The following is a 25,176-nucleotide window of genomic DNA, read 5'->3' on the forward strand; positions in this document are numbered from 1 at the left end:
CATAAGAGAACAAAAAGGAAAAAAACATGACAGCTAAAGGCTTTACCACCAACGAACTCGGTCAACTCAACAGCTTTGCGATTGAACCCAAAGTATATGTAGACGAAACCCCAAGAGTAGGTTTTACAGAATACGCAGAAAAGCTCAACGGACGTTTAGCCATGATTGGCTTTGTCTCACTCATAGCTGTAGAAGCGATTACTGGAAATGGCTTGATTGCATGGTTAACAAACCTGTAAATCAGTTCTTGAATCAACAGACAAAACATTAATTAAAGTAGGAAAATCATGAAAGTAGACCAAACACCAAGAGTAGGTTTCACAGAATACGCAGAAAAGCTGAATGGACGTTTAGCCATGATTGGCTTTGTCTCACTCATAGCTGTAGAAGCGATTACAGGAAATGGCTTGATTGGATGGTTGACAAGCCTGTAAATCAGTTCTTGAATCAACAGATAAAACATCAATTAAATTAGGAAAATATTAAGTAATCTCAAATGGAGTCTTGGTTTTTGAAACTAAGACTTCTTTTGATTTAAAGATTCAGTAATTTATAGCAACCAATCATATTAAAAATCAAGTTTGACAACTTGTCTTTTGACTTAGTGATTTATTTAACTGAAAATTGAGTCTGGTAAAGGTACGACTACTTCAGACTAAATTCGTGTATTTATACAAATAACCATGAAACGGCAATTATTATTAACATCTGCCACAATAGCAGGAATTATTCTGGCTGGAAATTTTGGTGGTGTTACCAAAACTGTAGCTCAAACTACTAATACCCAAGAAGTAACAATTAATTTTCAAGGAAGAGTGGGTAAACAACCTTATCAAGGCTTACAATTTACTTTAGGTGTTCCTGTCAATCTTAATCATGCTGATTCTGTCACTGCACCATCTCCATTAAATCTGACTTCTTTATGGTGGAATTGGCTATTTGGCTATAAATTTGCTCGTTTGGATTGGAAAACCCAAACTCACGATTCTCAGGTAAAGCATGGTGAAAAAAGTGAAAAATCTCAGGGTTTATCGATTCATTTAGGTAGCACTTGTTGTCAAGCAATTGAGGGAATTCAAAAACCATCAACTTGTAGTAATTTGAATGCCTCAAAAGTCATTTTTACCAAGTTTGATGTTAATAAAAATGTCGTAATTGCTATATTTAACGACAATCTTTTGTAATTGCAGTTCAATTCAGCAAGACTTAAATAAAATTATCCTACCACTCCCATTGACAATAAACGATAATTATTGTATGTTTGTCCTCAACGTCGGTTTTAATGGCAAAAACCATTAAACGCAAGGGGGAAAGTTTGGTGTAAATCCAACGCTGTCCCGCAGCTGTAATGAGATTTATCTCTCTAAGTCAGAATGCCCGCCGAAAGTAAAATCAACTCATATCCATCTGCGTGGTACAGATGAGTAAAATCATGAATATTCCATCAAAAGTAATCATTTTAGCTTCAGAGATTCTCTACAGATTGTCTATTACTCTGAGACAATCAACAGTCAATTTAATTTTTTACAACCTTTTATTCAAGAAGACGGAAAGCATATATGACTGACGCTTACTGCTATCTTCAATAGATTTCTGCCAATTTCAAATAGACATAGCAGTTTGCCATTCAATCAAATACACCAATTGATATCAGCCCTTTTTTAACTTGGGAAGGAATGATTTCAAACATTATTTATTTACAGGAGAAGTTGCTGCTGTAAAAACTTTCATGTCTGCATTTTTAACTGATTCTTACACATTTCTAAATCAATGCTCAATCAAAAACATAATCTATTTGTCTGCACAACTTGTGGTGGTAAGTGGGAAGACGGTAAGCGAGTTGGTGAAAGTAAAGGTGAACAACTACTAAAACAGCTTCAACAACTTGCAGCAGACAGTGAATTGCACAATCAATTCTCCATTCAGGGGGTTGAATGTATGAGTGCTTGCAGTCATTCCTGTGTCGTTGCTTTTGCAGCAGCAGGAAAATCAACCTATCTCTTTGGTGATTTACCCGTAGATAATAGTACATTTGCTATACTAAAATGTGCCAGTCTATACTATGCTAAAGCGGATGGTTTGCTACCTTGGTCAGAACGCCCAGAACCATTGAAAAAAGGTATTTTAGCGAAAATACCTGCACTAAAATAAGTGGCAAAGTTAAACGTCAACTATTGTTAATTGTTCACTAGATATCAGTATAAAAAGTATTTTGCTGTTGGTGACTAGTTAAATTGATGCCAAGCCGCTATTGCAATTTTTACCATTTGTGTGATAATGATTATAATTATCATTCAAGTGCAGTGCGGCTTTTTTCTTTATTGTCGCATTCTTTTTTACCGTGTAATTGAGTAAATTACCGTGCTAGTTAACGAAAAAGACTGCAACTTTTACCTTGGTCAAATTTTTAGTTATACAGGTGTTTAGGTAAAAAATGTCTATCAATTTAGTTGCGAAACTGGGAATTCAAATTGTTGCGTCTAGTGTGACTATGACTTTGGGAATGTTGTGTGAGAATTGCAAAGTTATAGGAGTAGAAATTCCCCAACATGAAGAACCAGTCACAGAGAAAATTACTCAAAATACACCAGCAGATATTGAAGAAAAAGAAGCTGATATTGAAATAGATGTCATTGAGAAGTTATTAAATGAACCTGTTTTTTCACCCTTTCGTCAGGAAGGAACAGTGAAAGATTCTACCCGGCCAATTTATGTAATTACGGGTGAAGAAATGGAAGCGCAAGGTGCGAGAACTATCAGAGAAGCACTTAAATTTCTGCCTGGTATATTAGGCGATGGTACAGTAGGAACAGAAGTTAATGCTTTAAGTGGTCAATTAATTCGTGGTTCTAATACTGGTCAAGTATTAATATTACTTGATGGTAGACCAATTAATAATGCCGGAAGTGGTGGTTTTGATCTTTCCGAATTTACAACTAACAATATTCAAAGAATTGAAGTATTACCAGGAGGAGGTTCAACTCTGTATGGTTCTGATGCAATTGGGGGAGTAATTAATATTATCACCCGTCGTCCTACAGAGAAAATTACCACAGAAGCAAAAGTCAATTTTGGTGCTTACGGACTCAATCAACAGAGTATTCAAAATAGTGGCAAAAAAGGTGATATTTCTTGGGTTGTAGGTTACAACCGTACCCAAGCTGAAAATAATTATCCTTTTTCTATTCCCGAAGCTAACTTTACAGGAACTCGAAAAAATAATGATGCACTTTATAATAATTTCAATGTCAAATTAGAGGCAGATTTAGGAAAACGGAATACCCTCAGTTTCTCGACTTTATACTTAAATAAAGAACAAGGAACACCAGGAGGAGTGCCAATTCCTTTTCCAGTCAATGGACAAGGTTTTTTTAATTCACTTACAGATAAAAATCGCAAATACACAGATCAAGTTTTAACTGATTTAACCTGGAATTCAAAATTAGGAGGTGGGGATAATTCTTTATTAACAGCAAGAATTTATGGTGATTTTTTGAATACTCGTTTTGATCCTAGTGGTTCATCTTCATCTCCCAGTCGCTTTGAGACTAATCAAACTTCCTACGGAATTCAAACTACACATAGTTGGAACTTTGCTAAAAATCAAAGCTTAGTTTATGGCTTTGATTATCGCACTGTCAATGTTCGGAATACTTCTTTTAGCTATTCCACTAATAAAGAAACATTGAATTATGATAATGACATTAATCAAGGAGCATTATTTGGCAAATATGAAGTAGCATTAATCCCCAACTTGACTATTAATTTAGGGTTACGTCAAGACTTTAGTAGCTTAGTAAATGGTTCTGTTACATCTCCATCTGTAGGAACAAAATTTGCTGTCTCTGATTCAACTACTTTAAGAGCAAATTACATCAAAAATTTCCGAGTTCCCACCATTGCTAACTTATTTAATGTCAATCCTAGTAATATTGGCAACCCAGAACTTAAACCAGAAAGAGGTGATAGTTTTGATATTGGCATTGACCAAAAACTTGGTAATATTGGTTTAGTAAGATTAACCTTTTTCAAAAATAGCGTATCAGATCCAATTGCCTTTAAGCGACTGACACCACCAGTAAATGGTAATACAGGAACTTGGGAAAATATCGGACTGGTGGAAACTACAGGAATTGAGGCTAGTTTGAATTTGCAAATGGCCAAAAACGTTTATACTTTCGTTAATTACACGGCAAATGATCCACGTATTTTGAAAAGTTCTAATGCGGCGGAAATTGACAAAGAACTGCGCTTTGCTGGTGCAGATAAATTAAATTTGGGAGTTTCTTATGAAAATCCTCAAGGTTTGTATTTGGGTTTACTAATGAATTCCTTAAATGGGTATCCTACTAATAATACAAATACAGAATTTTTATCTGGTTATACGACTTTTGATTTTAAACTGCGTGTACCTTTAAGTGATAAACTGGTAGTTACAGGTAGTTTGGAAAATCTCTTTAATCAGCGTTATCAGTTGTTTCCTGGTTTTCCTGACGGAGGTAGAGGTTTTCAAGTTGGTTTAAGTTCTACTTTTTAATATTTTTCTCACGCAGAGCCGCAGAGTCACAGAGAGTAATACAAGAGTTTAATACAAGGAGGATGTTTTATGGCTGATTTTAATTGTTGGGTAACACCAGTAAATGAAAAAACAATTGAAGCTACGGGAAATGATTGGCAAATTGAATATGAGTTTTTTGATTGTCAAGGTGATGTTCTGGCTTGTTTAGCTTATACTTTATTTCAGGAAAATTGGCATCAAGTTGGTTTAGGACATTTGGAACAAGGTAGTGTTTTAGAGTTGGAGTTTCACGAAGCACCTAAAAAATGCGTTCTCTATGATGGATATTTAACTGTTATTACTAGAGATTGGCATTTTCATTTATGTATTGAGGAAACTCTAGGTGGACCTAATGCTGAAACTTCTATCGAAGTAAGACAGCAACGTTTGATTAATAAGGGTGCATTTTATAGAAGGATAAATCCCGAAGGAGAACCCAGAAGTTGGGGTATTCAATTTTGGAATGGTGCTGGTGAAAAGGCTATGACGATATTTTTACCTAATCCTTATGTGGAAGATGAAAATTTGCTTCCTGAAGGTAAGGCTGATTTTAAAAAGTTGGATTTTTATCAGGAACTTAGAGATATTTATGTATTAGGTAAAAAGCCCATTCCTTTTACTAAAAATCCTCTCAAATGTGCCTACATTGCAGTTTGTACTTCTGGACGTTGTTATCCTTCTCGAAAATGGCAACCTACTTTTGAGGCTTTAAAGGCTGCTGTTGAGAAGGCAGAATTAGATTTGGAAGTGAGAACAAGTGGTTGTTTACAGGTTTGTAAGTTAGGTCCTGTTGTTTATCATTCTACTGATAGAACTTGGTACAGTCGTGTTAAACCGGAAGTTGCAGAAAGAATTGTACAGGAACATTTGGTTGAGGGGAATAAGGTTGTTGAATATATATATCCTTAGTTGGTGTTTGGGTAGGGTGATTTTTTCACGCAGAGGCGCAAAGAGGAATATGGAAGATGATTTTTGGCAAGTCTAAGATTATTATCTTTTTATGTCAGTTGTTTTTAGTTGCTGTTTTGGTTGTTTCTTGTCAAGGTTCTCAGAATAGTCCGGTTGTTAGTTCAGTTGATAATGGCTGTGTTCAAAAGTATGATTCTAATGTTGATTATTTTCCCAATAAGGTGAAGGTTAATCATGCTATCGGCTTTGCAGTTGAATATTATAAAAACTACAAAGTCGTGACGATTAAAAATCCTTGGAAAAATGCTAAAACAGGTTTTAAATATGTTTTGGTTCAATGCGGTACACCGACACCACCAGGGTTTGAAAAGTCCCAAGTATTTACTACACCTGTAAGTTCTGTGATTTCTCTTTCTACAACTCATTTACCACATTTTTCTAAGTTAAATGTTGTTGATAAGTTAATCGGTGTTAGTGATATTAAACAAGTAACTACACCAGATTTTATTGACAGAATTAAGGCTGGTAAGGTGGTATCTGTTGGGAATAATTCTACTGTGAATGTGGAGAAAGTTTTAGAACTTAATCCTGAGTTAGTTACAACTTTTGGTACTGGAAATCAACAAACTGATAGTTTTCCTAAGTTGTTGGAAGCTGGGTTAAAGGTGGCGATAAATGCTGAATATATGGAAGATACTCCACTGGGGAGAAGTGAATGGTTAAAATTTACTGCTTTATTTTTTAATAAGGAGGAAGATGCGGAGAAAATATTTGCTGAAATTGCTAAGAAATACGCAGATATTGCTACTAAAGCTAAAGCTGTTAAAAATCGTCCGACTGTGTTTGTAGGCTTCAATTTTAAAGGGACTTGGCACACACCAGGTGGTAATAGTTATGTAGCCAAATATCTCGCTGATGCAGGTGCAAATTATCTCTGGAGTGAGGATAAATCTTCTGGTAGTTTACCTATATCTTTTGAAGCTGTTTTTGAACGCGCTGCTAATGCTGATTATTGGTTGAATCTTAGACAATCTTGGCTAAGTTTAAAAGATGTTGTGACTGAAGATAATCGTTATGGTGATTTTAATGCTTTCAAAAAAGGAAATCTCTATAATAATAATGCTCGCCTTAGTCCCAATGGTGGTAATGATTACTGGCAAAGTGGGATTAGTAACCCTGATGTAGTTTTATCTGATTTAATTAAAATATTTCATCCAGAAATATTACCAAATTATAACCTATTTTACTATCAAAAAGTGAATAAATAATGTTAATTAAAAAGCATGAGGTTATTAATAAATTTTTACTCTGGAAATTTATTAATAAGAAATATTTGATTTTTTCAATTTTACTAATCTGTTTAATTTTGGCATTTTTGCTGGATTTAGGATTTGGGGCTGTGAATATTCCCATTCATGAGGTTATGAATATCTTGCTGGGACAAGAAGCAGAAAAGACAACATGGACAAATATTATTCTCAAATTTCGTCTACCTAAAGCTTTAACTGCAACGTTAGCCGGTGCAGCTTTAGGGGTAAGTGGCTTGCAAATGCAAACTCTATTTAAAAATCCTTTAGCGGGTCCTTTTGTATTAGGAATTAGTTCCGGTGCAAGTTTAGGAGTAGCGTTGGTTTTACTGACAGCAAGTTTGACTGTACCGACGTTATTAACTGATTTAGGAATGATTGGTGATTTTAGTTTAGTTATAGCGGCAAGTTTTGGTGCAGCATCAGTATTAGGGTTGATGTTAGTTGTTTCTCGTCGTGTGCAAGACACAATGACGCTGTTAATTTTAGGTTTATTATTTGGATATGCGACAAGTGCAATGGTAAGTATTTTGTTACAATTTAGTTCACAAGAACGGATTCAAAGTTATATAATGTGGACTTTTGGCAGTTTTACTGGGGTAACTTGGCAACAATTAGCTATTTTAACTCCAGTTATTTGTGTAGGTTTATTAATTGCTGTGCTGCAATCAAAATCTTTAAATGCACTTTTATTAGGTGAATCTTATGCACGCAGTTTAGGGTTAACAGTCCAAAAAACCAGATTTTCTGTGATTAGCAGTGCTTCTATATTAGCGGGAGCGATTACTGCTTTTTGTGGTCCGATAGCATTTTTAGGTGTGGCAATTCCCCATCTTTGTCGTAGTCTTTTTAATACTTCAGATCATCGGATATTAATTCCTAGTGTCATAATCATGGGGGCAATTTTAGCTTTATTTGCTGATTTGGTTTCCCAAATTCTGATAAATCAAATGGTTTTACCTTTAAATGCTATTACTGCTTTGATAGGAACTCCTGTTGTTACTTGGGTAATTCTACAACGTAACTCTAGAAAATCTTTTCCGTCATGAGTAACTCAATTCTGGAAACTCATAATTTAACTATTGGTTATAAGACTTCCCAGAAAACTATTCGGAATGTTGCATCTAATATTTCTACCTCTTTGCAAACAGGAGAATTAGTTTGTCTACTTGGTCCTAATGGTGCGGGTAAGTCTACATTATTGCGCACTCTGGCAGGAATGCAGCCACCAATTGCTGGGGAAGTCAAACTTTTAGAAAATGATATTTACAAGTTACCACCACAAGAATTAGCAAAACGTTTAAGTTTGGTATTGACTGAAAAAATTGATGTGGGAATGTTATCAGCTTACGCTTTGGTGAGTATGGGCAGATATCCTTATACTGACTGGTGGGGAAAGTTATCATCTGAAGATGAAGAGATTATTAATTGGGCGATAAAATCTGTGGGGGCGGTAAATTTAGCCCAACGGAATGTGAGTGAATTAAGTGATGGTGAACGACAAAAAATCATGATTGCTAGAGCTTTAGCACAGTCGCCTATGGTGATGCTATTGGATGAACCTACAGCATTTTTAGATTTACCACGTCGGGTGGAAATTATGCAATTATTACGTCAATTAGCAAGGGATATAAATCAGGCAATTTTGCTTTCTACCCATGATTTAGATTTAGCTTTACGTCTTGCTGATAAAATTTGGCTATTAGGAAATAATGGTATTCTCCACGTTGGCGCACCGGAAGATTTGATATTAAATGGTATATTTGCTGATGCTTTCCGCACTGAAGGTGTAGAATTTAATATTTTTTCTGGGGAATTTAATCTGCATATACCTGAAAAAGGAACAGTTAATTTGATAGGTGAAGATATTGCGACTATTTGGACAATTCGTGCTTTAGAAAGAGTAGGATTTACAGTGTTACAAGGTGGTAAATCTGCACAAATTACAGTAGAAGTTATTTCTAGTCCTCAAGAGGTTTTTTGGAAAGTCAGGAAATATAAAGCTGTGTCTACATATTATTCTTTATATGAAGTAATTAAATTTTTAAGTTTTTAAATTCGTAATTATACAAAAAATTACCCTATTTATTTTTAATTTACTTAAGTAGGTTCGCATTGAAAATTGTCGTTATGGCAAGAGGCAAAGGGCAGGAGTGAAGAATCTGTGGGATTTTGATCTTTACAGTTTTAGACTCCGACTGGGAACGAGGATTGAGTTCAAAGCTGCCGATTTACTAGGGTAGCGCTGGCTTGATCAACTGGCATAAGTATGACTTCGTTAATATTAACGTGACTGGCTCTAGTGGCGCAGAAAAAGATCACATCAGCTACATCATCAGGAGTCAAGGGTTTAACGCCTGCATACACCTTTTTAGCTCGTTCTGTATCACCATGAAACCGGACTTGACTAAATTCTGTTTCTATCATACCAGGATCTACAGATGTCACTCTCACAGGAGTTCCTAAAAGGTCTTGTTTTAAGCCTTCAGAAATGGCTTTAACGGCGGCTTTTGTCCCACAATAGACATTACCACCAGGATAGGTTTGATGTCCGGCAATAGAACCGATATTGATGACATGACCATGATTCCGTTCTACCATTCCTGGGACAATATAACGGGTAAGGTAAAGTAAACCTTTGATATTAGTATCTATCATTTCTTCCCAGTCTTGAAAATCGCCTTCTTGCAATTTACTTAAACCGCGACTTAAACCGGCATTGTTAATGAGAATATCAATATTTTTCCAAGATGAGGGTAAGTTAGTAATAGCTGATTCTACAGCCAAGCGATCGCACACATCAAGTTGTAATAAATGGATTTTCTCTGATGGAATATCTAATGAATTAGCTAATTGCTGTAACCGTTCCCACCGTCGTGCGGCTAAAATCAGCTTTGCACCAGCATGAGCAAAAATTCTCGCACAAGCAGCGCCAATACCGCTACTTGCACCGGTAATGAAAACAATTTGGTTTTGCATAGAGTTGTCAGTTGTTCGTTGTTAGTATACTCTTGACCAATGACTAATGACTAATAATTACTTCTTAACCACCTGTAACCGTTGAGTAATAATAGTCATATCTTCACCTCGGCGAATTACAGCGGAAATCCATTGAGGTCCGGGAGTAGAAGGTGCGCGTCCTATTTTGAAGAGTCCACCAGAATTGAGAAATTCTAAATTTGCAATTGTGGGGTTGAGGAGTTTACTGCTTTGAATGGGTTCTTCTATGGCTGTTCCCAAGAGAAAATCTTCACCTAATGGTTCTTGGACAATGGCATCAAAACTATATTTTTCCCCAACTTTTACCTGTTGTGGTAATTTAATTTCTACTTGGGGTGGTTTACTACCAGCGGTTAGTTGAGTCCGTTCTGATAGAATATCTTGCTGAACGATTTTTGCACCTGCGATTTTTTGCCGCGATTTAATTGTAGATTGCAGAGTTAAATTATTATTACCTGATGCTGGTAAACCGCTAATTGTGGTGACAGTATTCGCAATAATTGTATTGCCTTCCGATTTCCAAGATTCTAGCTTGGTTGTGTAACGTAATTTGGGATATCGTTTCCAAAGTCCTGTTAAGGCTTGTTCCATTGCTTTGCGATTTAAGCCGTCACCATGAGTAAATTTAGGGCTATAAAATTCCATGACACCGTTCACATTACCTTGATTAGCAGCATTATCAATTTGTGTTAATAGGTTAGTTAGTGTAGCAGAAGCATTTGCGGGTTGACCGGCTTGCACCAATTGCCAAGTGCTGGATAAACCAATTGCTAGTACGCTGGAAATTAGGGAAATACTAAGGCTTAATGTTTTGTTACGTTTCATTAATAAGGGGATAATTTTAGTCATAAGGAAGATTTTACTGATTTGATGATACAAGATAAGGAATTTGTTTTATCTTAATGAAACTGGGAGATAAATGGTATAGTCGGGAATGGTAAATCCATCAATTAAATTACTTATAGCAGCTAGTGGGACAGGTGGACACTTGTTTCCTGCGATCGCATTGGCAGAAAAACTGCCAGAATACAATATTGAATGGCTGGGTGTGCCAAATAGGCTAGAAACTCAGTTAGTTCCCAAGATATATCCTTTAAATACGGTTGCTGTTGAAGGGTTTCAGCAAGGTTTGAGTCTTGGTTCTGTCCGCACTTTATGGAAACTAATCAGTTCGATTCTTCAAGTTAGACGGATTTTGCAACAAGGAAAGTTCCAAGGAGTTTTCACCACAGGGGGTTATATTGCCGGTCCTGCGGTGATTGCAGCGCGTTCTTTGGGTTTACCTGTGGTTTTTCATGAATCCAATGCAATACCGGGTAAAGTTACCCGCTTTTTTGGTCCTTGGTGTAAGGCTGTGGCAATAGGATTTGACGTAACTACTCAATATTTACCTGGGACAAAAACTGTCTGTGTGGGTACTCCTGTGCGGTCTCAATTTTTAGATGAAGCTGTTAATAACACTTTAGATTTACCTATTCCTGATGGTGTGCCTCTAATTGTGGTGTTTGGTGGTAGTCAAGGGGCTGTAGCTGTAAATAAATTAGTCCGACAGTCTGCGGACGCTTTGTTTCAAGCCGGTGCTTATATTGTGCATCTAACAGGGGATAATGATCCTGATATTCATAGTCTTCAACATCCTCAATATATCGCCTTGGCTTTTTATGATCATATGGCGGCTTTGTTGCGAAGAGCTAATTTAGCTATTAGTCGTTCTGGCGCGGGTAGCTTGACAGAATTGGCAGTTTGTGGTGTTCCATCAATTTTGATCCCCTATCCCTTTGCGGCGGAAGATCATCAATCTTATAATGCGGCAGTATTTACTCAGGCTGGTGCGGCTTTGTCCTTTAAACAGTCGGATTTAACTCCAGAAATATTTACAACTCAGGTGTTGAATTTGTTGCAGTCTCGGACGGAATTAGGGAAAATGGCAGAGAAAGCCGCATCAATCGCTGTTCCTGATAGTGCAGATAAATTGGCGACTTTGGTGAGAGAGGCGATCGAAAATTAATTCCCATTAACTTAAAATAGTCATATCTAAATTGTGAGCATTTGGTGATATGGCGCGGTAAGATAGACAATATCTCTCAGATTTGCAACAATCGTTTACAAGCATAGCAGGTGACAGGAAGTGACAGGTGACAGTGCTAAAAGTCTTTTAGTGTCTAAGTTTTAGCATTGGTAGATGTCCTAACAGCATTGTCCGTTGCTATATTACAAAGATACAGCAGGAGTCAGGAGTCAGGAGTAAAACTGGTTTGCTGTCTGGCTTTGAATTTAGATTCTGTACCTCATTAATCTGTAAGTAACAACTCTAAAAGATTTACCAGCCGTCATGACGGTGGACTAATGGCTATATTTACATTGAACTAGGAAAATTGCGAACTTTTGTAGCGATAGTTTGACTTTTATTATGAGAGAAGAGGACAAAGGGCATTTTCTCACCATGATAAAAGCCTGTTGTCATCAGTTGCTGATCTTCCCAATGTGACTAAGCTGAAATGGAAAATAATCACAACAGTTTGACGAAGCTAAATAACGATAATCGGGGTTTGGGAATGGAACGGTGGAAACAAGACTTAAAAAATGACCTGATTGCTGGTTTGCTGGTGGTAATTCCCCTCGCAACTACAATCTGGTTAACAATTACCATAGCTACCTGGGTAATTAACTTTCTCACCCAAGTTCCTAAACAACTGAATCCCTTTGATGGGTTAAATCCTATATTAGTAAATATACTTAATTTACTGGTAGGATTAGCCGTACCATTACTAAGTATTCTGGCTATTGGTTTAATGGCTAGAAATATTGCTGGTCGGTGGTTATTGGATTTTGGTGAACGGTTACTACAAGCGATTCCTCTGGCAGGACAGGTATATAAAACTCTCAAGCAACTATTAGAAACCCTCCTAAAGGATTCTAATGGTAAATTTCGCCGAGTAGTTTTAGTAGAATACCCTCGTCCGGGCATTTGGGCGATCGCATTTGTCACCGGCGCAATTAGCAATGAAATCCAAAATCAAATATCCCGTCCCGTCCTCAGTCTATTTATTCCCACTACCCCCAATCCCACAACAGGATGGTATGCAGTAGTACCAGAAGAGGATGTAGTTAATCTCTCTATATCCGTTGAGGATGCTTTTAAGATAGTTGTGTCTGGCGGTATAGTCGCCCCTAATATTCAATTACCAGAGCTTTCTGGACTGTCAGCAGGATCATCTTTAGAAATACAACAGCGGGAAATTCCCGAAATTGAACCTAAACTCGATACCAACCTAGTAAAGTGAACAAAAAATAGATAAGCTAATTGTTCATCTGTGCTAGAACTCATATATTTTTTATCATCCCAACTAACTGTATGCAACGTCGTAAACCCCAACAAATAGCCCGTGAATTGGCTCTGTTAAGCCTTAGCCAATTACCCATTAACCCCAAGAAACTGGAAACCCTATCAGACGAGCAATTAGTCTCTAAGCTAGTTTTAGGGGCAGTCCGTACCCTGACATTAGAGGTACAGGACACATTGAATAATGCCGCAGGCGAACTACAACGGAGCAATGATCGCCTATTAACTAGCGAAACGAGAGCCGCTGACTTAAATACAGCTAGAACTATGTTGAAAGAGGCAATTTCCTATACCCAAATAGCTATTAATCAATTAGGTACATCCGTTGATTTTCCTGAATTAATTCAGTTAGCTAATCAAGATAAGGAAGTTCGTAATTACGCTAAAGCTATTATTATTACCGTTAGTGAAAATCATCAGGCTATCGAAGAATCTATTTCTCATGCTTTAGTAGATTGGCAAGTTACCCGTTTAGCCCAAATTGATAGAGATATTTTGCAAATAGCCACCGCAGAAATAAAGTTTATGAAAGTTCCCGACAGCATTGCTATTAATGAAGCTGTAGAACTAGCTAAACGTTACAGTGGAGAAGACGGACACCGATTTATTAATGGTGTTCTCCGTCGAGTTAGCGAACAAAAACAACCTGTTTAAATTGGTCATTGGTCAGTTGTCATTAGTCAGTTGTCAGTTGCAAAACTGTTACCCATTATCCATTACCTATTACCCATTCCCTAAACTACAATGGCTTTTAATTGGTTTCGTCGTCCAAATAATGAATCTGCTGATACTCCTGAAACTCAAAATCAGAAGGAAACACCCGCAGTAGAAGCAACTGAAACAGCAACAACCGGACCAGATACGGCGGACTTGTTGGCTTTTGCTAAGGCTGCTTATAAAAATATTCAAGAAAAACAACAAATAGAACCAGAATCATCTGTAGCTGTTGAAGAAAATCCTGTTACTGAAGAAATAGGAGAAACTGAAGCAGAAGCAGAAACTGCACCGATAGAAGTAGATGAAAATATAGTAGAAATTACTGAAGATGTTGTCAGTGAACTAGAAACAGCTAATTTATCTTTTTTAGAACGGGCTGCGGCGGAAAGAAAAGCTAAACAAGAGAAATTAATTGCTAGTGCGATAGAAACAGAAATTCCAGAAACACCAACAACCCCAACAGAAACAGAAGTCGAGATTCCAGAACTTGTATTTGATGATGGATTTAAGTGGTCAGCCAAGGTTTTAGCCGCCCAAGGGAGAAAAGCCGAAGATATTTCTCTAGAAGAAATTACTTGGTTGAAAAAACTCCGTCAAGGTTTGGATAAAACCCGACGGAATATTCTCAACCAACTCAAAGCAATTGTTGGTCAAGGACCTCTTAACCAAGCGGCTGTAAATGAAATTGAATCATTACTTCTCCAGGCAGATGTGGGTGTAGAGGCAACAGATTATATTATTGCTGCGCTCCAGAAAAAAATACTGACAGAAGTTACTCCACCGGAACAAGCGATCGCTTATCTGAAAGAAATTCTCAGAGGTATGCTAGATGCACCCTTGCAAAACCCAGACAAACCCAGCTTTGCACCCGAAAAAGATCAACTCACAATTTGGTTAATTACCGGAGTCAATGGCGCAGGAAAAACTACAACCATCGGTAAAATTTCTCACCTAGCCCAAAAATCCGGTTATAAATGCCTAATTGGTGCAGCAGATACATTCCGGGCGGCAGCAGTGGAACAAGTCAAAGTTTGGGGAAATAGAAGCGGTGTCGAAGTTATCGCCAATCCTGGTAAAAACACAGATCCAGCAGCAGTGGTATTTGATGCGATCGCCGCTGCCCAATCCAGAGAAACTGAACTACTATTAATAGATACCGCTGGGAGACTGCAAAATAAGAAAAACCTCATGGACGAACTGGGCAAAATTCGCAAAATCATAGATAAAAAAGCCCCTAATGCCCGGGTTGAATCCCTATTAGTTCTCGATTCCACCTTAGGACAAAATGGACTGCGACAAGCTGAAGTATTTTCCCAAGCAGCCCAACTCAGCGGCGTTGTTTTAACCAAATTAGACGGAACAGGTAAAGGCGGTGTAGCGATCGCTGTTGTCCAGCAACTAGGCTTACCTATCCGATTTATTGGCGCTGGTGAAGGAATTGAAGATTTGCGTCCATTTTCTAGTTACGAATTTGTAGAAGCATTACTAAGCGGTTGATACCGCCATCAAAAAAGCGATCATAAATAGGGTTTGCACCAAAAAGTTATCTGTGAGGGCTAGAAGTATGGCTAACGCCACGCTGCGCTATCAGGAGTATGTCCAGGTATCCTTACATCTTCTGATAATCTAGCAAGATTTAAACCATAGCTGCTAATTTTCTAGCAATGCAGTCAGACAGATAAGTTTTTTCAATCTCTCTTTTTCAAAAAAATCACATTTCTATGTTTGTTGAGAATATACTCGGTTGATTCTCAAGATTATTGAGAATGTAATCAATAAGCTAACGATTTTACTAGGGTATTGACATCTGGAAATTTTATGCTATTGTCAAGGTATATAATCTGGAAGTTTTCATATCTAAAAATTAGCGTTGCGGAAGGAACTTTAGCTTTATTCAACAAGCCTAATTAGGGTTTGCTGAAAAAACGTAAATAAATCAAAGGTATAATCTGAGTCACATCTACGGAATGTGGGTTTAAATAGGGCTTGATCGGAATATCCCACTCAAAGCACTCAGAACCAACAATAAAGGAGTTAACCAATCACCCCAACGCACATATAAAGTCCGAGTTTGACGGGGATAAATAGTTTCTGAATGGGTTTGATAGGTATTATAAGCCGATTTCCAGAGAGTTTGCCCATGTGGATTAATAAATGCCGAATAGCCTGTATTTGTTGCCCTTACAGCCCATCTATCGGTTTCAATTGCCCGCATGATATCCTGGGCATGATGTTGATCTGCCATTGCAGCAGTATAATGAGCATCATTAGAAGAACTGAGGATAAATTTCCCACCCATAGAAGCTTGATAACGGAAATTTTCCGCAAAAGCAGATTCATAACAAATACCAATAATTACCCTACCAAAAGGAGTATCAAAAATTTGATTAGCTTTACCCGGAACTTGGTGTGCTTCTAGTGGTGATAACCGTTGAATAATCCCCCCTAAAATATTTTCAAAAGGAATATATTCTCCTAATGGGACAAGTTTAGATTTATCGTAACGACTGGTAACTTCCCCATTACCAAGAACCGTAAATAAACTATTTGTATAACTACTTCCTTGTTCACCAAAAGCACCTACCCAAGCTATGACACCCTGTTCTCGAATAGCTTCTAATAAAGGAGTTTGGGGTAAAGTCCGAGAAAAAATAGGGATAGCAGCTTCTGGGGTAAGAACAGCTTTGACACCTTGATTAGTTAAACTTAAATATCCTTCAGTGTAAGCTGTCATAGCCCGACGTAAACCTTCAGGAAGAACCTTAATTTTATTAGGAATATTACCTTGAATTACACCAATTTTTAAAGCCGTATTCGCACCTTCCGTCAACGGTTGACTATAGAAAAGAAAACCAATTAAATGAGCCAAAATAAATAGAGAAAAAGCCGAATAAATAGCGATTCTTTCTTCCTTTGCGCCTCTGCGTCTCTGCGTGAGATATTCCGCAATTAACCCATTAAAAGCCACAATCACCGCAGTCACAGTATTGGGTCCAGAAAGCTGTCCTAAATGGAGAATTACGAGATTTTGCGGTGATTGAGTATAAGCCAAAGAACTCCACCACAGAGGACCTGCACTCCAGAGGCTTTCTAAGCCACACCAAATTGCTGTACCAAGTAGAACACGCCACCAAGGATTTCCCCTATCTAAACGCACCATTAAAGCCGCCCAAACAGTCACTAAAATTCCCCCCCACAGGCTAATAAATGCCCAACAAAGGAGGGTAATAGTTAAACTAGGCAACCAAGGAACACCTAACCAATCCATAGGATGAATCCCTGTAATCCACGACAAGGCGACTCCGTGATAACCGATACCCCACAATAAGGCAAGGGGCAGGGGGCGGGGGGCAGGGGGATCTGTTTTGGATGTATATTTAATAACTAATAGCCACAAGGGAACAAGGGCAATCCAGGCTATAAACCATGCACCAATAGGGGCGACGGTTGTTCCCATGAATATGCCACTGAGAAAAAACAAAGTATAATATATAATGGTTTTGGAAATATGTTGGTGTCCGAGTTTTAGCATTCCCCAAAAATGTTGAACTTGTGCAAATAAATTAAATAAGGCCGCGTGTTAAGCTGTCATCTGAAAGTTTCAGTTTTATTAATACAAAGATTATTGTAAAATGAAGCTGATTAAAATAAGTAGCCATCATTAGGAAAGGATACTATATGAACACTCAGTATGTTCAATATGGATGTGGTCTTTCCTCACCTGATTCTTGGATTAACTTTGATGCTTCTCCAAATCTTTGGCTTGAGAGATTACCTGTATTAGGTAGATTTTACTCAGGCACTAAAAGCCTAGAAGGTAAAATTGTCAGATCAAGATTTCCCAAAAATATTCGATACGGAGATATAATTAAGGGATTGCCAATAGAACCAAACTCTTGCTCAGGGGTTTATACAAATTCGTAAGGCTGATTTTAATGATTCAAGAGATCCTGTATTTGCTGATGTTGAAGATCAAAGTAGGTTTATTGATGCTGTTGCCATTGAATGTATGAAACCAAACGATTAATAATTCACAAATTTAAGAGCTATACTAGAAGAATTAAGATCCCCGACTTCTCTAAGAAGTCGGGGATCTTGTTAATTGTTAATTGTCTATTCTGCTTCTTCTAGTTCTCCTGTATCTCCTGTGTCAGGGGGAACAACAGCAACTCCAGTAATGGCATCATCTTCGTCTAGACGCTGCACTTTAACTCCAGTAGCTGATCTTGATTGAATAGAAATGGCATTGACGGCTTGACGAATAATGATACCACGATTGGTGGCCATCATGATTTCGTCGTCGCTGTTAACAATTCGCAAGGTGGCTAATTTGTCTTTGGTTTTGCGATTTTTGAATTTGGTAGCCATTAAACCCTGTCCAGCGCGGTTTTGCAGTCGGAATTGGGAAACGGGAACGCGCTTGCCATAACCGCCCATAGTAATGACTAATACCCAGGGTCCAATACTGTTGGTGTTAGTGACTTCTACGATTTCTTCGCTATTTTCGATGTCGGCGGTTTCTACGGTTTCTTCGCTATTTTCGATTTCTACAGTTTCTTCAATGTCCCCTTCTATGACAGTATCCAAGGTATCGAGAACAGCGGCTGGTAAAATATCCATGCCGATGAGTTCGTCTTTGTTTTTGAGTTTCATGGATTTTACACCACGAGTGGCTCTCCCCAGGGGACGCAGTTGATCATGGGTGCAGCGGAAGTGAATAGCCATACCTTGACGTGAGCCGATAATTATGCTGTCTTCAACTCTGGCTCTTCTGACCCAGCGCAGTTGGTCACCTTCTTCTAAGGATATGGCAATTAATCCGTTGGCGCGAATGTGGCTAAATGCTTCGAGGACGGTTTTTTTGATGTTACCGCCTTTGGTGAGCATGACGAGATACTCTTCGCTGCTAAATTCGTCTACGGGGACAATGGAGGTGATTTTTTCTTCTTTGGGTATGGGCAACATTTGCACTATGGGTGTACCGCGACTGGTGCGAGAACTCACAGGAATTTGATATGCTCTTAGGCAATAAACGACTCCGCGATCGCTAAAGAATAAAATACTATCATGGTCGCAGCAGGTTAAAAAATGCTCGATGGTATCATCATCTTTGACTTTTGCCCCGGCTTTGCCTCTGGTGGCCCGGCTTTGGGATTCAAAGGTGTTGACGGGCATCCGTTTGATGTAACCTTGTTCTGTCACCAGAATAATCGCCTTTTCATTGGCAATTAAGTCAATATCATCTATGTCTCCTTCCCCATGAGTAATTACTGTCCGTCGGGGTGTGGCAAAGCTGGTTTTAATTTGGATGATTTCCGTTTCAATGATTTCTAGCACCCGTTCCCGTCTGGCTAAAATATCCTCTAAGTCGCTAATTTTAACTTGTAAATCGTCGTGTTCCAGGCGGATTTTATCGGCTTCTAGGGCTGTTAGTCGGCGTAGTTGCATTTGCAAAATTGCGTCTGCTTGCACTTCCGACAGTCCATAGGTGGTGATTAATTCCCCTTTGGCTGTGGGTGCGTCTGGTGCATGACGAATTAGAACAATAATTGCATCTAATCGTGACAGGGCAATTAATAAGCCTTGCAATAGGTGATCTCGTTCCTGGGCTTTCCTGAGTTCGTAGCGAGTCCGGCGTTCAATGGAGAGAATGCGGAAATCTAGGAAGACGCTGAGGAAACGTTTGAGGTTGAGGGTGTGGGGTTCACTGTTGACTAATGCCAACATATTTGCCCCAAAGTTAGACTGTAAAGGGGTTTGTTTATAAAGGTTGTTTAAAACAACGCGGGGATAGGCATCACGTTTTAATTCTATGACAATTCTCATCCCGTCGCGATCGCTCTCGTCCCGGATATCGGAAATACCATCAATGCGTTTATCATTCACCAACTCGGCAATTTTTTCGATTAATGCCGCTTTGTTGGTTTGGTAAGGCAATTCGGTAATGATGATTGCTTCCCGTTCTGGACGGTTGCGTTGGGTCAGGGTTTCAATATTCGCCACACCCCGCATGGTAATTGAACCGCGTCCAGTGGTGTAAGCTTCTTTAATCCCACTGACTCCCAATATCTGCGCTCCGGTGGGGAAATCGGGACCGTGAATATACTGCATTAACTGCATATCAGTTATTTCGGGATTGTGAATTAGGGCTACTAATCCATCAATCAATTCTCCCAAGTTATGTGGGGGAATATTTGTCGCCATTCCCACAGCAATTCCCGAAGAACCATTTAACAGCAGTTGGGGAATGCGGGAGGGTAAAACTGTGGGTTCTTGTTGAGAACCATCGAAGTTATCGGCAAAGTCTACGGTTTCGGCTTCAATATCTTGGAGGAGGGCAACACTGGTTAAGGCGTGCAAGCGACATTCTGTGTACCGCATTGCCGCTGGTGGATCATTGTCTACTGAACCAAAGTTACCATGTCCACTGATGAGAGGCGATCGCATGGAAAAATCCTGCGCCATCCGCACCAGGGCATCATACACTGCCGTGTCACCGTGAGGGTGATATTTACCCAACACTTCCCCGACCACACGGGCGCATTTCCTGAAAGGGCGATCATGTAGTAAACCCAGTTCGTGCATGGCATAGAGGATGCGACGATGCACAGGTTTGAGTCCATCCCTAGCATCTGGCAGCGCCCGACCTACAATGACGCTCATGGCGTATTCTAGATAAGACCGCGACATTTCACCTCGCAAATCCGTCGGGATAATCCTCTCCTGTGAGGTTGTCATAAACTCGAAAACTCCAAAAAAATGTAGATTTTAGGCTTCAACTTGACAAAAGACAAAATTATGTCAAATTAACTTTGAATAGTTGTCATATTTTGCTATAATTCTAACATATTCTCACCCAATTCACACAAATACTATCCAATCTGTCCAAGTAGTCAATTTACAACTTACATAAACAGACTAAATAATTGCCGACAATCTCCAAATCTAATTGATTATTTGCATCTAAAAACAACTTATCTAAATAAAAATATCCAGAATATTTTATAGATGCACTCTTAAGAAATCAACTTTAAAATCTGATGGCAATCATCGGCAAATTATGCCATTTTGCAGTCAATACCACCCCAAAAGTTAGATATTGGATGAGTTAATTATCATAGGACATTTTATCCAAGAAAATCTTAGTCGTACTATCTTCCACTCTCGTATAAATATAGGTTTCCGGCTCTTTGATTTTTTGAGTTTTAAATATCTTTTCGGCACGTTCCCACAAATCTGCATCCTCGCCATAGGGAATATTATTAAATCCCTTTAATTCAAAAAACATCGGTCTTTTTCCAAAAAATGTAGCGCCGACAACGCATTCTCTAATATTAATTGTTTGATCAGGTTGAAAATAATCAGGAACAGAAAATTCCTCCTCAATTTCACATCCACCTTCAATCAAATCAATCTCTGGATTAGCTTGCATAAATTCCAGCCGCGATTCTAGATGATGGGGTTTATAGGTATCGTCACTGTCAATAAACGTGATATAGTTACCAAAAGATGCTTGAATACCCGCATTTCTGGCGTAAGCGGCTTTCCGATTTTGATGTTTAAGATAACGAACATGGTTAAATTTTTGTAAGTAACCATTGACAATTTCAAAAGTATGATCTTGGCTACCATCATCAACTACAATTAATTCAAAATCCTGAAAAGTTTGTTGAAGTACACTATTTATGCAATCTTTTAAATATTTTGCTCGATTGTAGGTACATAAAATAATCGAGATTGTCGGCTTAGGGTCAAAATTTATACTAGGCATTTTTTTGAGGTTGAACAAAAGTTCCTTGAAATTAGGTATAACTCGCATATTATACGTTATTTATGGATTACTATAAAAATCACCCATTTGTTCAAAATCATTAAATATTATGAATCAAAATCAGCTTATTCAACAAGAGTTAAATCCTAAAATCACAGTTGTTATGCCAGTGTATAATGGCGAAAAATATCTTGATACAGCAATCAAGAGTATTTTAAATCAAACGTTTACGAATTTTGAACTTGTAATTGTAGATGATGCTTCAACAGATAGCAGCGTAAAAATTATAAATTCCTATGAAGACAAACGCATCAAATTAATTAAAAACAATGTAAATCTGGGGATACCAACAACTAGAAATAAATGTTTGCAAGCATCATCAGGTGAATACATTGCTGTTTTAGATTGCGATGACTATGCTTATCCATCAAGATTAGCAGAACAATTTGAGTTTATGGAAAATAACCCAGACTTTGGTATGGTTGGGTCTTGGGTTGAATTAATGGATGATCAGGATAATTTGACGGGTGAAGTATGGAATGAGGAAGAACCCGATCAAAAAATTCCTTGTCGGCTGTTATTCCATAACTATTTTGCTCATTCAGCAGTTTTGATGAGAAGAAGTGCAATCAACGCAGTTAAGATAAATGGAGAGGTTTACAGAAAAGATTATCCAAATGCTCAAGATTATGATCTATGGGTAAGAATATCCAAAAAATTCAAAGTTTGGAATATTCCCAAAGTGTTAATTAAATATCGTGTACATTCTCATTGTATAAGTCTAAAAGCCGCAAATTTAGTTGAAAAATTGACCTGTAAAATACTTACTGCTCAAATCAATGATTTAGGTATTCAACCCACTGATAAAGAATTAGCATTACATAGACAAATAGGATCATATAATCCCCAAAAAATTGATACATCTATAGAGTACATGAAAGAAGTAGCAAATTGGTTGACAATACTCAGAAATGCTAATCATAAAACAGGTTTATACAATCATCATGATTTTAATCAAGTTCTCGCAGATTTACAGTTATTTATGTTTTGTCATTGTCTTACAGCAAATTGTCATCAAACCTGGAACAAGAACCCCACCCCCAACCCCCTCCCCGCAAGCGATGAGGGGGCTAGGATGTACCTTATATGATTGGAAATCGCTGTAAACAACGAGAAATAGAATTACACAGATGAGAATTAATTAGCAAAAAGGGGAACAAGGAACAGAAAAGTAAAAGTCTAGCAGTCATCCATTCTTATTATATCTACAGAGAAAAATGCAGTATTCCTTGTTCAGCGTCCAATGCTGCCATCACTCCTACGGGTAAAGTAGCATTGGGGCTATTATGACCAAAGGGGAGATTAGAAACTATGGGAATACCCAAATCACCTAAACAATCGCGCAAAACTTCCTCTACAGTAAAACTAGGTATGTTAGGGGGGGCCTCACATTGAGTAAATCCACCTAAAGCAATACCGCGAACTTGGGATAAGACCCCACTTAATCGCCACTGAGTTAACATTCTATCAATGCGATAAGGTGTTTCTGTGACATCTTCTAAGGCTAAGATCACACCATTAAGGTCTGGTAAAATCGGTGTTCCTAAAAGATGGGTAGCGACTGTGAGATTACCAGGAAGTAAGATTCCTGTACTTGTACCACCACCCCAACCACAACCCTTTAAAGGTGAGAGGGGACGACCTTCTACTATGTCTAATAACCGCTTGATTGACCATTCTGGCTCATTGGCTAGGGTAGTCATGACGGGACCATGTACACTGGCAATTCCGGCGTTGTAGAGACTCCAAAGCAGGGCTGTGATATCAGAAAAGCCAATTAACCATTTAGGGGTAATAGTATTTTCTTGCCAATTCCAATCTTCTAAAATCCGGGTGCTACCAAAACCACCTCTCGCGCAGAGAATACCCTTACATTCTGGATCTTGCCATGCTGTAGCTAATTGCTGACGACGGTGGGCATCTGTACCAGCTAGATAACCATGTCTATCACTTATATTGTCGCTAATTTTAATCCGATAGCCGTGCGACTTCCAAATTTCCACACCTTGATTAAAAGCCTCAACCTCTCGTAATGCACCACTGGGGGCAATGACGCGCAGTAAATCACCTGGTTTGAGGGGTAGGGGTAAGAGGGTAGATTTGCGGTTTTGAATATTAGACATCAAGAGAATTACTGGCGGTTGTTAAATTTAAATTAGATAAAGAATCTACGGTAAAAGCCATACTGTAAGAGACTCTTAACTCTTAACTCCTGACTCCTGACTCCTGACTTCTGTGATAGTAGGTTTCTGATTTCCGCCGATATTTTCCCGTTGGTTAATTAAATAAATACTGATTAAGGTCAGAAAAACCCCAAACCATTGAATAGTAGTCAGGACTTCATTGAGAAAAATATAACCAAATATTAAAGCAAAAACAGGTGTGAGAAAAGTCAGAGAACTTAAACTGGTGAGATTACCACTGGAGGCAAAGTAGAAAAATAATCCATAGGCGATCGCACTGCCAAATACAGTAGCATAACTTAAAGCCAGCCAGTCCGACAGGACAAGATTTTCCCACTGTTGGGATTCTAACACCGCAGAAATTCCCCACAAAGGCAAGCCACCGATAATCATGTGCCATCCTGTAGCCGTTACTGGATCTGCATATCGGCACACAAACCGAATCATCACCGTTCCCACAGCCATTGATAAAGCAGCGAGTAACATTAATAACTCACCACTATCAAATAACTCTCGCCAATTATCTATGGAAATAGTAATCCCTGCCTCAAAAACATGGAAAATCCACTCTTGCGGTAAACCAATCAGACTAATTCCTGTAATTCCCAAACCTAACCCCAACCATCCCCATAATCCAATATGTTCTTGAAATAGCCAGAGTGAAAGTAAAGCGACTGCTAAGGGTTGGGAGTCTATCATCACCGAACCTAAGCCGGCATTGGTTCTGACTAAACCTTCGGCTAAAAAGCCTTGAAATAATGTACCATCAACCAAAGCAAATATAATAATCCACAACCATCCTAACCAACTTTGAGGTTGGGGTTTACCCATGAATGCAGCCACTATGAGAATTAATACTCCCGCAGGTATCAATCTGACTCCAGCCATAAATAGGGGTGTAGTATGAGGAATTACGCCTTTCATTGCCACCATTGCTGTACCCCAAAGGAAAAAAGGAGTAATTAATAGTAGGGAACTTATGGTAGATTTATATCCTCTCAGTTCTAATAGCATGGATAAATAGTAAAGTTTTGTAAACAGATCGTAAAAATAGTTTAACTGAAATTTAACCAAAATATGGAATTTTATGTTATGGCATCGTTACGGAAGAGGATAAGTAATATTTAGATGTAATTTCATTAGCATTTCACTGATAACTAGTACCGCAGGGCGTTCGTCAAAAGTCAAAAGTCAAAAGTCAAAACGAATATACAATGAGCTTTCCAGTAGTTTGGAATGGTCTATTTATTTCCGCTGTGCTGTACTAGTACAGGTTGGCATAAATAACATGACCATTAAAAGCTCCGAAAATTTGATTGATTACAAGC

Annotated in this window: 21 protein-coding genes and 1 riboswitch; of the genes, 14 read left to right on the plus strand and 7 right to left on the minus strand. The window is 38.3% G+C overall.

Annotated elements, in window-relative coordinates; all coding sequences use genetic code 11:
• Positions 1–26: 26 nt before the first annotated feature.
• The 9 genes from CA730_RS01035 to CA730_RS01075 all read left to right on the plus strand — a co-directional run bounded on the left by CA730_RS01035 (position 27) and on the right by CA730_RS01075 (position 8,830).
• Positions 27–239 (plus strand): chlorophyll a/b-binding protein, encoded by a 213-nt coding sequence (locus tag CA730_RS01035; RefSeq protein ID WP_039204924.1) that lies wholly within the window; start codon positions 27–29, stop codon positions 237–239.
• A 48-nt stretch (positions 240–287) separates the two neighbouring features.
• Positions 288–434, plus strand: coding sequence for a chlorophyll a/b-binding protein (locus CA730_RS01040; protein ID WP_039204925.1), 147 nt, complete (start codon positions 288–290; stop codon positions 432–434).
• A gap of 249 nt (positions 435–683) precedes the next feature.
• On the plus strand, positions 684–1,184 hold the full coding sequence (locus CA730_RS01045) for an MbnP family protein (protein WP_096662880.1): 501 nt from the start codon (positions 684–686) through the stop codon (positions 1,182–1,184).
• A 73-nt stretch (positions 1,185–1,257) separates the two neighbouring features.
• Positions 1,258–1,399: riboswitch (cobalamin riboswitch) on the plus strand.
• 371 nt (positions 1,400–1,770) lie between these two features.
• Positions 1,771–2,151 (plus strand): DUF1636 family protein, encoded by a 381-nt coding sequence (locus tag CA730_RS01050; protein WP_053537766.1) that lies wholly within the window; start codon positions 1,771–1,773, stop codon positions 2,149–2,151.
• 283 nt (positions 2,152–2,434) lie between these two features.
• Entirely contained in the window at positions 2,435–4,537 is a 2,103-nt protein-coding gene (locus tag CA730_RS01055) for a TonB-dependent receptor plug domain-containing protein (protein ID WP_096662882.1), read from the plus strand.
• 69 nt (positions 4,538–4,606) lie between these two features.
• Positions 4,607–5,467 (plus strand): (2Fe-2S) ferredoxin domain-containing protein, encoded by an 861-nt coding sequence (locus tag CA730_RS01060; RefSeq protein WP_053537768.1) that lies wholly within the window; start codon positions 4,607–4,609, stop codon positions 5,465–5,467.
• Positions 5,468–5,523: 56 nt separating this feature from the next.
• Positions 5,524–6,735, plus strand: a complete 1,212-nt coding sequence (locus tag CA730_RS01065) for an ABC transporter substrate-binding protein (protein ID WP_172891149.1) — start codon at positions 5,524–5,526, stop codon at positions 6,733–6,735.
• Positions 6,735–7,823 (plus strand): iron ABC transporter permease, encoded by a 1,089-nt coding sequence (locus CA730_RS01070; protein ID WP_096662886.1) that lies wholly within the window; start codon positions 6,735–6,737, stop codon positions 7,821–7,823. The genes CA730_RS01065 and CA730_RS01070 overlap by 1 nt, the downstream gene beginning before the upstream one ends.
• Positions 7,820–8,830 carry an ABC transporter ATP-binding protein gene (locus CA730_RS01075; RefSeq protein WP_096662888.1) on the plus strand — a complete coding sequence of 337 codons (1,011 nt, stop codon included), beginning with the start codon at positions 7,820–7,822 and terminating at the stop codon, positions 8,828–8,830. Before CA730_RS01070 ends, CA730_RS01075 begins: the two co-directional genes overlap by 4 nt.
• A gap of 161 nt (positions 8,831–8,991) precedes the next feature.
• Here CA730_RS01075 and CA730_RS01080 read toward each other — a convergent pair whose 3' ends face one another.
• Positions 8,992–9,753 carry an SDR family oxidoreductase gene (locus CA730_RS01080; RefSeq protein ID WP_096662891.1) on the minus strand — a complete coding sequence of 254 codons (762 nt, stop codon included), beginning with the start codon at positions 9,751–9,753 and terminating at the stop codon, positions 8,992–8,994.
• 57 nt (positions 9,754–9,810) lie between these two features.
• Positions 9,811–10,623 carry a hypothetical protein gene (locus CA730_RS01085; protein WP_096662894.1) on the minus strand — a complete coding sequence of 271 codons (813 nt, stop codon included), beginning with the start codon at positions 10,621–10,623 and terminating at the stop codon, positions 9,811–9,813.
• Between the two features lie 85 nt (positions 10,624–10,708).
• Here CA730_RS01085 and murG point away from each other — a divergent pair, with 85 nt between their 5' ends.
• From murG to ftsY, 4 genes are all read left to right on the plus strand, one after another.
• Positions 10,709–11,782, plus strand: coding sequence for an undecaprenyldiphospho-muramoylpentapeptide beta-N-acetylglucosaminyltransferase (murG, locus tag CA730_RS01090; RefSeq protein WP_096662897.1), 1,074 nt, complete (start codon positions 10,709–10,711; stop codon positions 11,780–11,782).
• Positions 11,783–12,272: 490 nt separating this feature from the next.
• Positions 12,273–13,058: a DUF502 domain-containing protein gene (locus tag CA730_RS01095; RefSeq protein ID WP_096662900.1), complete on the plus strand. Its 786-nt coding sequence runs from the start codon at positions 12,273–12,275 to the stop codon at positions 13,056–13,058.
• A gap of 71 nt (positions 13,059–13,129) precedes the next feature.
• Positions 13,130–13,771, plus strand: a complete 642-nt coding sequence (gene nusB / locus CA730_RS01100) for a transcription antitermination factor NusB (RefSeq protein WP_096662903.1) — start codon at positions 13,130–13,132, stop codon at positions 13,769–13,771.
• 90 nt (positions 13,772–13,861) lie between these two features.
• Positions 13,862–15,331 (plus strand): signal recognition particle-docking protein FtsY, encoded by a 1,470-nt coding sequence (gene ftsY / locus CA730_RS01105; protein WP_096662906.1) that lies wholly within the window; start codon positions 13,862–13,864, stop codon positions 15,329–15,331.
• 478 nt (positions 15,332–15,809) lie between these two features.
• On the opposite strand, the gene lnt is transcribed toward ftsY, so the two are convergent.
• The 3 genes from lnt to CA730_RS01120 form a co-directional block, all read right to left on the minus strand.
• Positions 15,810–17,366, minus strand: coding sequence for an apolipoprotein N-acyltransferase (gene lnt, locus CA730_RS01110; RefSeq protein ID WP_096662909.1), 1,557 nt, complete (start codon positions 17,364–17,366; stop codon positions 15,810–15,812).
• Between the two features lie 581 nt (positions 17,367–17,947).
• Positions 17,948–20,572 carry a DNA topoisomerase (ATP-hydrolyzing) subunit A gene (gene gyrA / locus CA730_RS01115; RefSeq protein WP_096662912.1) on the minus strand — a complete coding sequence of 875 codons (2,625 nt, stop codon included), beginning with the start codon at positions 20,570–20,572 and terminating at the stop codon, positions 17,948–17,950.
• A gap of 370 nt (positions 20,573–20,942) precedes the next feature.
• Positions 20,943–21,605, minus strand: a complete 663-nt coding sequence (locus CA730_RS01120) for a glycosyltransferase family 2 protein (RefSeq protein ID WP_096662915.1) — start codon at positions 21,603–21,605, stop codon at positions 20,943–20,945.
• Between the two features lie 109 nt (positions 21,606–21,714).
• Between CA730_RS01120 and CA730_RS01125 the strand changes: the two genes are divergently transcribed.
• The gene (locus CA730_RS01125) at positions 21,715–22,755 is read left to right on the plus strand and encodes a glycosyltransferase family 2 protein (protein WP_231939943.1); all 1,041 of its coding nucleotides are present in this window, start codon (positions 21,715–21,717) and stop codon (positions 22,753–22,755) included.
• Positions 22,756–22,870: 115 nt separating this feature from the next.
• Here CA730_RS01125 and CA730_RS01130 read toward each other — a convergent pair whose 3' ends face one another.
• Together CA730_RS01130 and CA730_RS01135 are read right to left on the minus strand one after the other, a co-directional pair.
• Positions 22,871–23,788 (minus strand): S66 peptidase family protein, encoded by a 918-nt coding sequence (locus CA730_RS01130; RefSeq protein ID WP_096662918.1) that lies wholly within the window; start codon positions 23,786–23,788, stop codon positions 22,871–22,873.
• A gap of 75 nt (positions 23,789–23,863) precedes the next feature.
• The gene (locus CA730_RS01135; RefSeq protein ID WP_096662921.1) at positions 23,864–24,862 is read right to left on the minus strand and encodes a DMT family transporter; all 999 of its coding nucleotides are present in this window, start codon (positions 24,860–24,862) and stop codon (positions 23,864–23,866) included.
• Positions 24,863–25,176: the final 314 nt, after the last annotated feature.

The organism is Dolichospermum compactum NIES-806 (genome assembly GCF_002368115.1).
GTDB classification, from domain to species: Bacteria; Cyanobacteriota; Cyanobacteriia; order Cyanobacteriales; family Nostocaceae; genus Dolichospermum; species Dolichospermum compactum.

Coding starts and splice junctions, on each gene's coding strand:
- CA730_RS01035 (WP_039204924.1), top strand. CDS start 27: ATGACAGCTAAAGGCTTTACCACCAACGAACTCGGTCAACTCAACAGC.
- CA730_RS01040 (WP_039204925.1), top strand. CDS start 288: ATGAAAGTAGACCAAACACCAAGAGTAGGTTTCACAGAATACGCAGAA.
- CA730_RS01045 (WP_096662880.1), top strand. CDS start 684: ATGAAACGGCAATTATTATTAACATCTGCCACAATAGCAGGAATTATT.
- CA730_RS01050 (WP_053537766.1), top strand. CDS start 1,771: ATGCTCAATCAAAAACATAATCTATTTGTCTGCACAACTTGTGGTGGT.
- CA730_RS01055 (WP_096662882.1), top strand. CDS start 2,435: ATGTCTATCAATTTAGTTGCGAAACTGGGAATTCAAATTGTTGCGTCT.
- CA730_RS01060 (WP_053537768.1), top strand. CDS start 4,607: ATGGCTGATTTTAATTGTTGGGTAACACCAGTAAATGAAAAAACAATT.
- CA730_RS01065 (WP_172891149.1), top strand. CDS start 5,524: ATGATTTTTGGCAAGTCTAAGATTATTATCTTTTTATGTCAGTTGTTT.
- CA730_RS01070 (WP_096662886.1), top strand. CDS start 6,735: ATGTTAATTAAAAAGCATGAGGTTATTAATAAATTTTTACTCTGGAAA.
- CA730_RS01075 (WP_096662888.1), top strand. CDS start 7,820: ATGAGTAACTCAATTCTGGAAACTCATAATTTAACTATTGGTTATAAG.
- CA730_RS01080 (WP_096662891.1), bottom strand. CDS start 9,753: ATGCAAAACCAAATTGTTTTCATTACCGGTGCAAGTAGCGGTATTGGC.
- CA730_RS01085 (WP_096662894.1), bottom strand. CDS start 10,623: ATGACTAAAATTATCCCCTTATTAATGAAACGTAACAAAACATTAAGC.
- murG (WP_096662897.1), top strand. CDS start 10,709: ATGGTAAATCCATCAATTAAATTACTTATAGCAGCTAGTGGGACAGGT.
- CA730_RS01095 (WP_096662900.1), top strand. CDS start 12,273: ATGGAAAATAATCACAACAGTTTGACGAAGCTAAATAACGATAATCGG.
- nusB (WP_096662903.1), top strand. CDS start 13,130: ATGCAACGTCGTAAACCCCAACAAATAGCCCGTGAATTGGCTCTGTTA.
- ftsY (WP_096662906.1), top strand. CDS start 13,862: ATGGCTTTTAATTGGTTTCGTCGTCCAAATAATGAATCTGCTGATACT.
- lnt (WP_096662909.1), bottom strand. CDS start 17,366: ATGCTAAAACTCGGACACCAACATATTTCCAAAACCATTATATATTAT.
- gyrA (WP_096662912.1), bottom strand. CDS start 20,572: ATGACAACCTCACAGGAGAGGATTATCCCGACGGATTTGCGAGGTGAA.
- CA730_RS01120 (WP_096662915.1), bottom strand. CDS start 21,605: ATGCCTAGTATAAATTTTGACCCTAAGCCGACAATCTCGATTATTTTA.
- CA730_RS01125 (WP_231939943.1), top strand. CDS start 21,715: ATGAATCAAAATCAGCTTATTCAACAAGAGTTAAATCCTAAAATCACA.
- CA730_RS01130 (WP_096662918.1), bottom strand. CDS start 23,788: ATGTCTAATATTCAAAACCGCAAATCTACCCTCTTACCCCTACCCCTC.
- CA730_RS01135 (WP_096662921.1), bottom strand. CDS start 24,862: ATGCTATTAGAACTGAGAGGATATAAATCTACCATAAGTTCCCTACTA.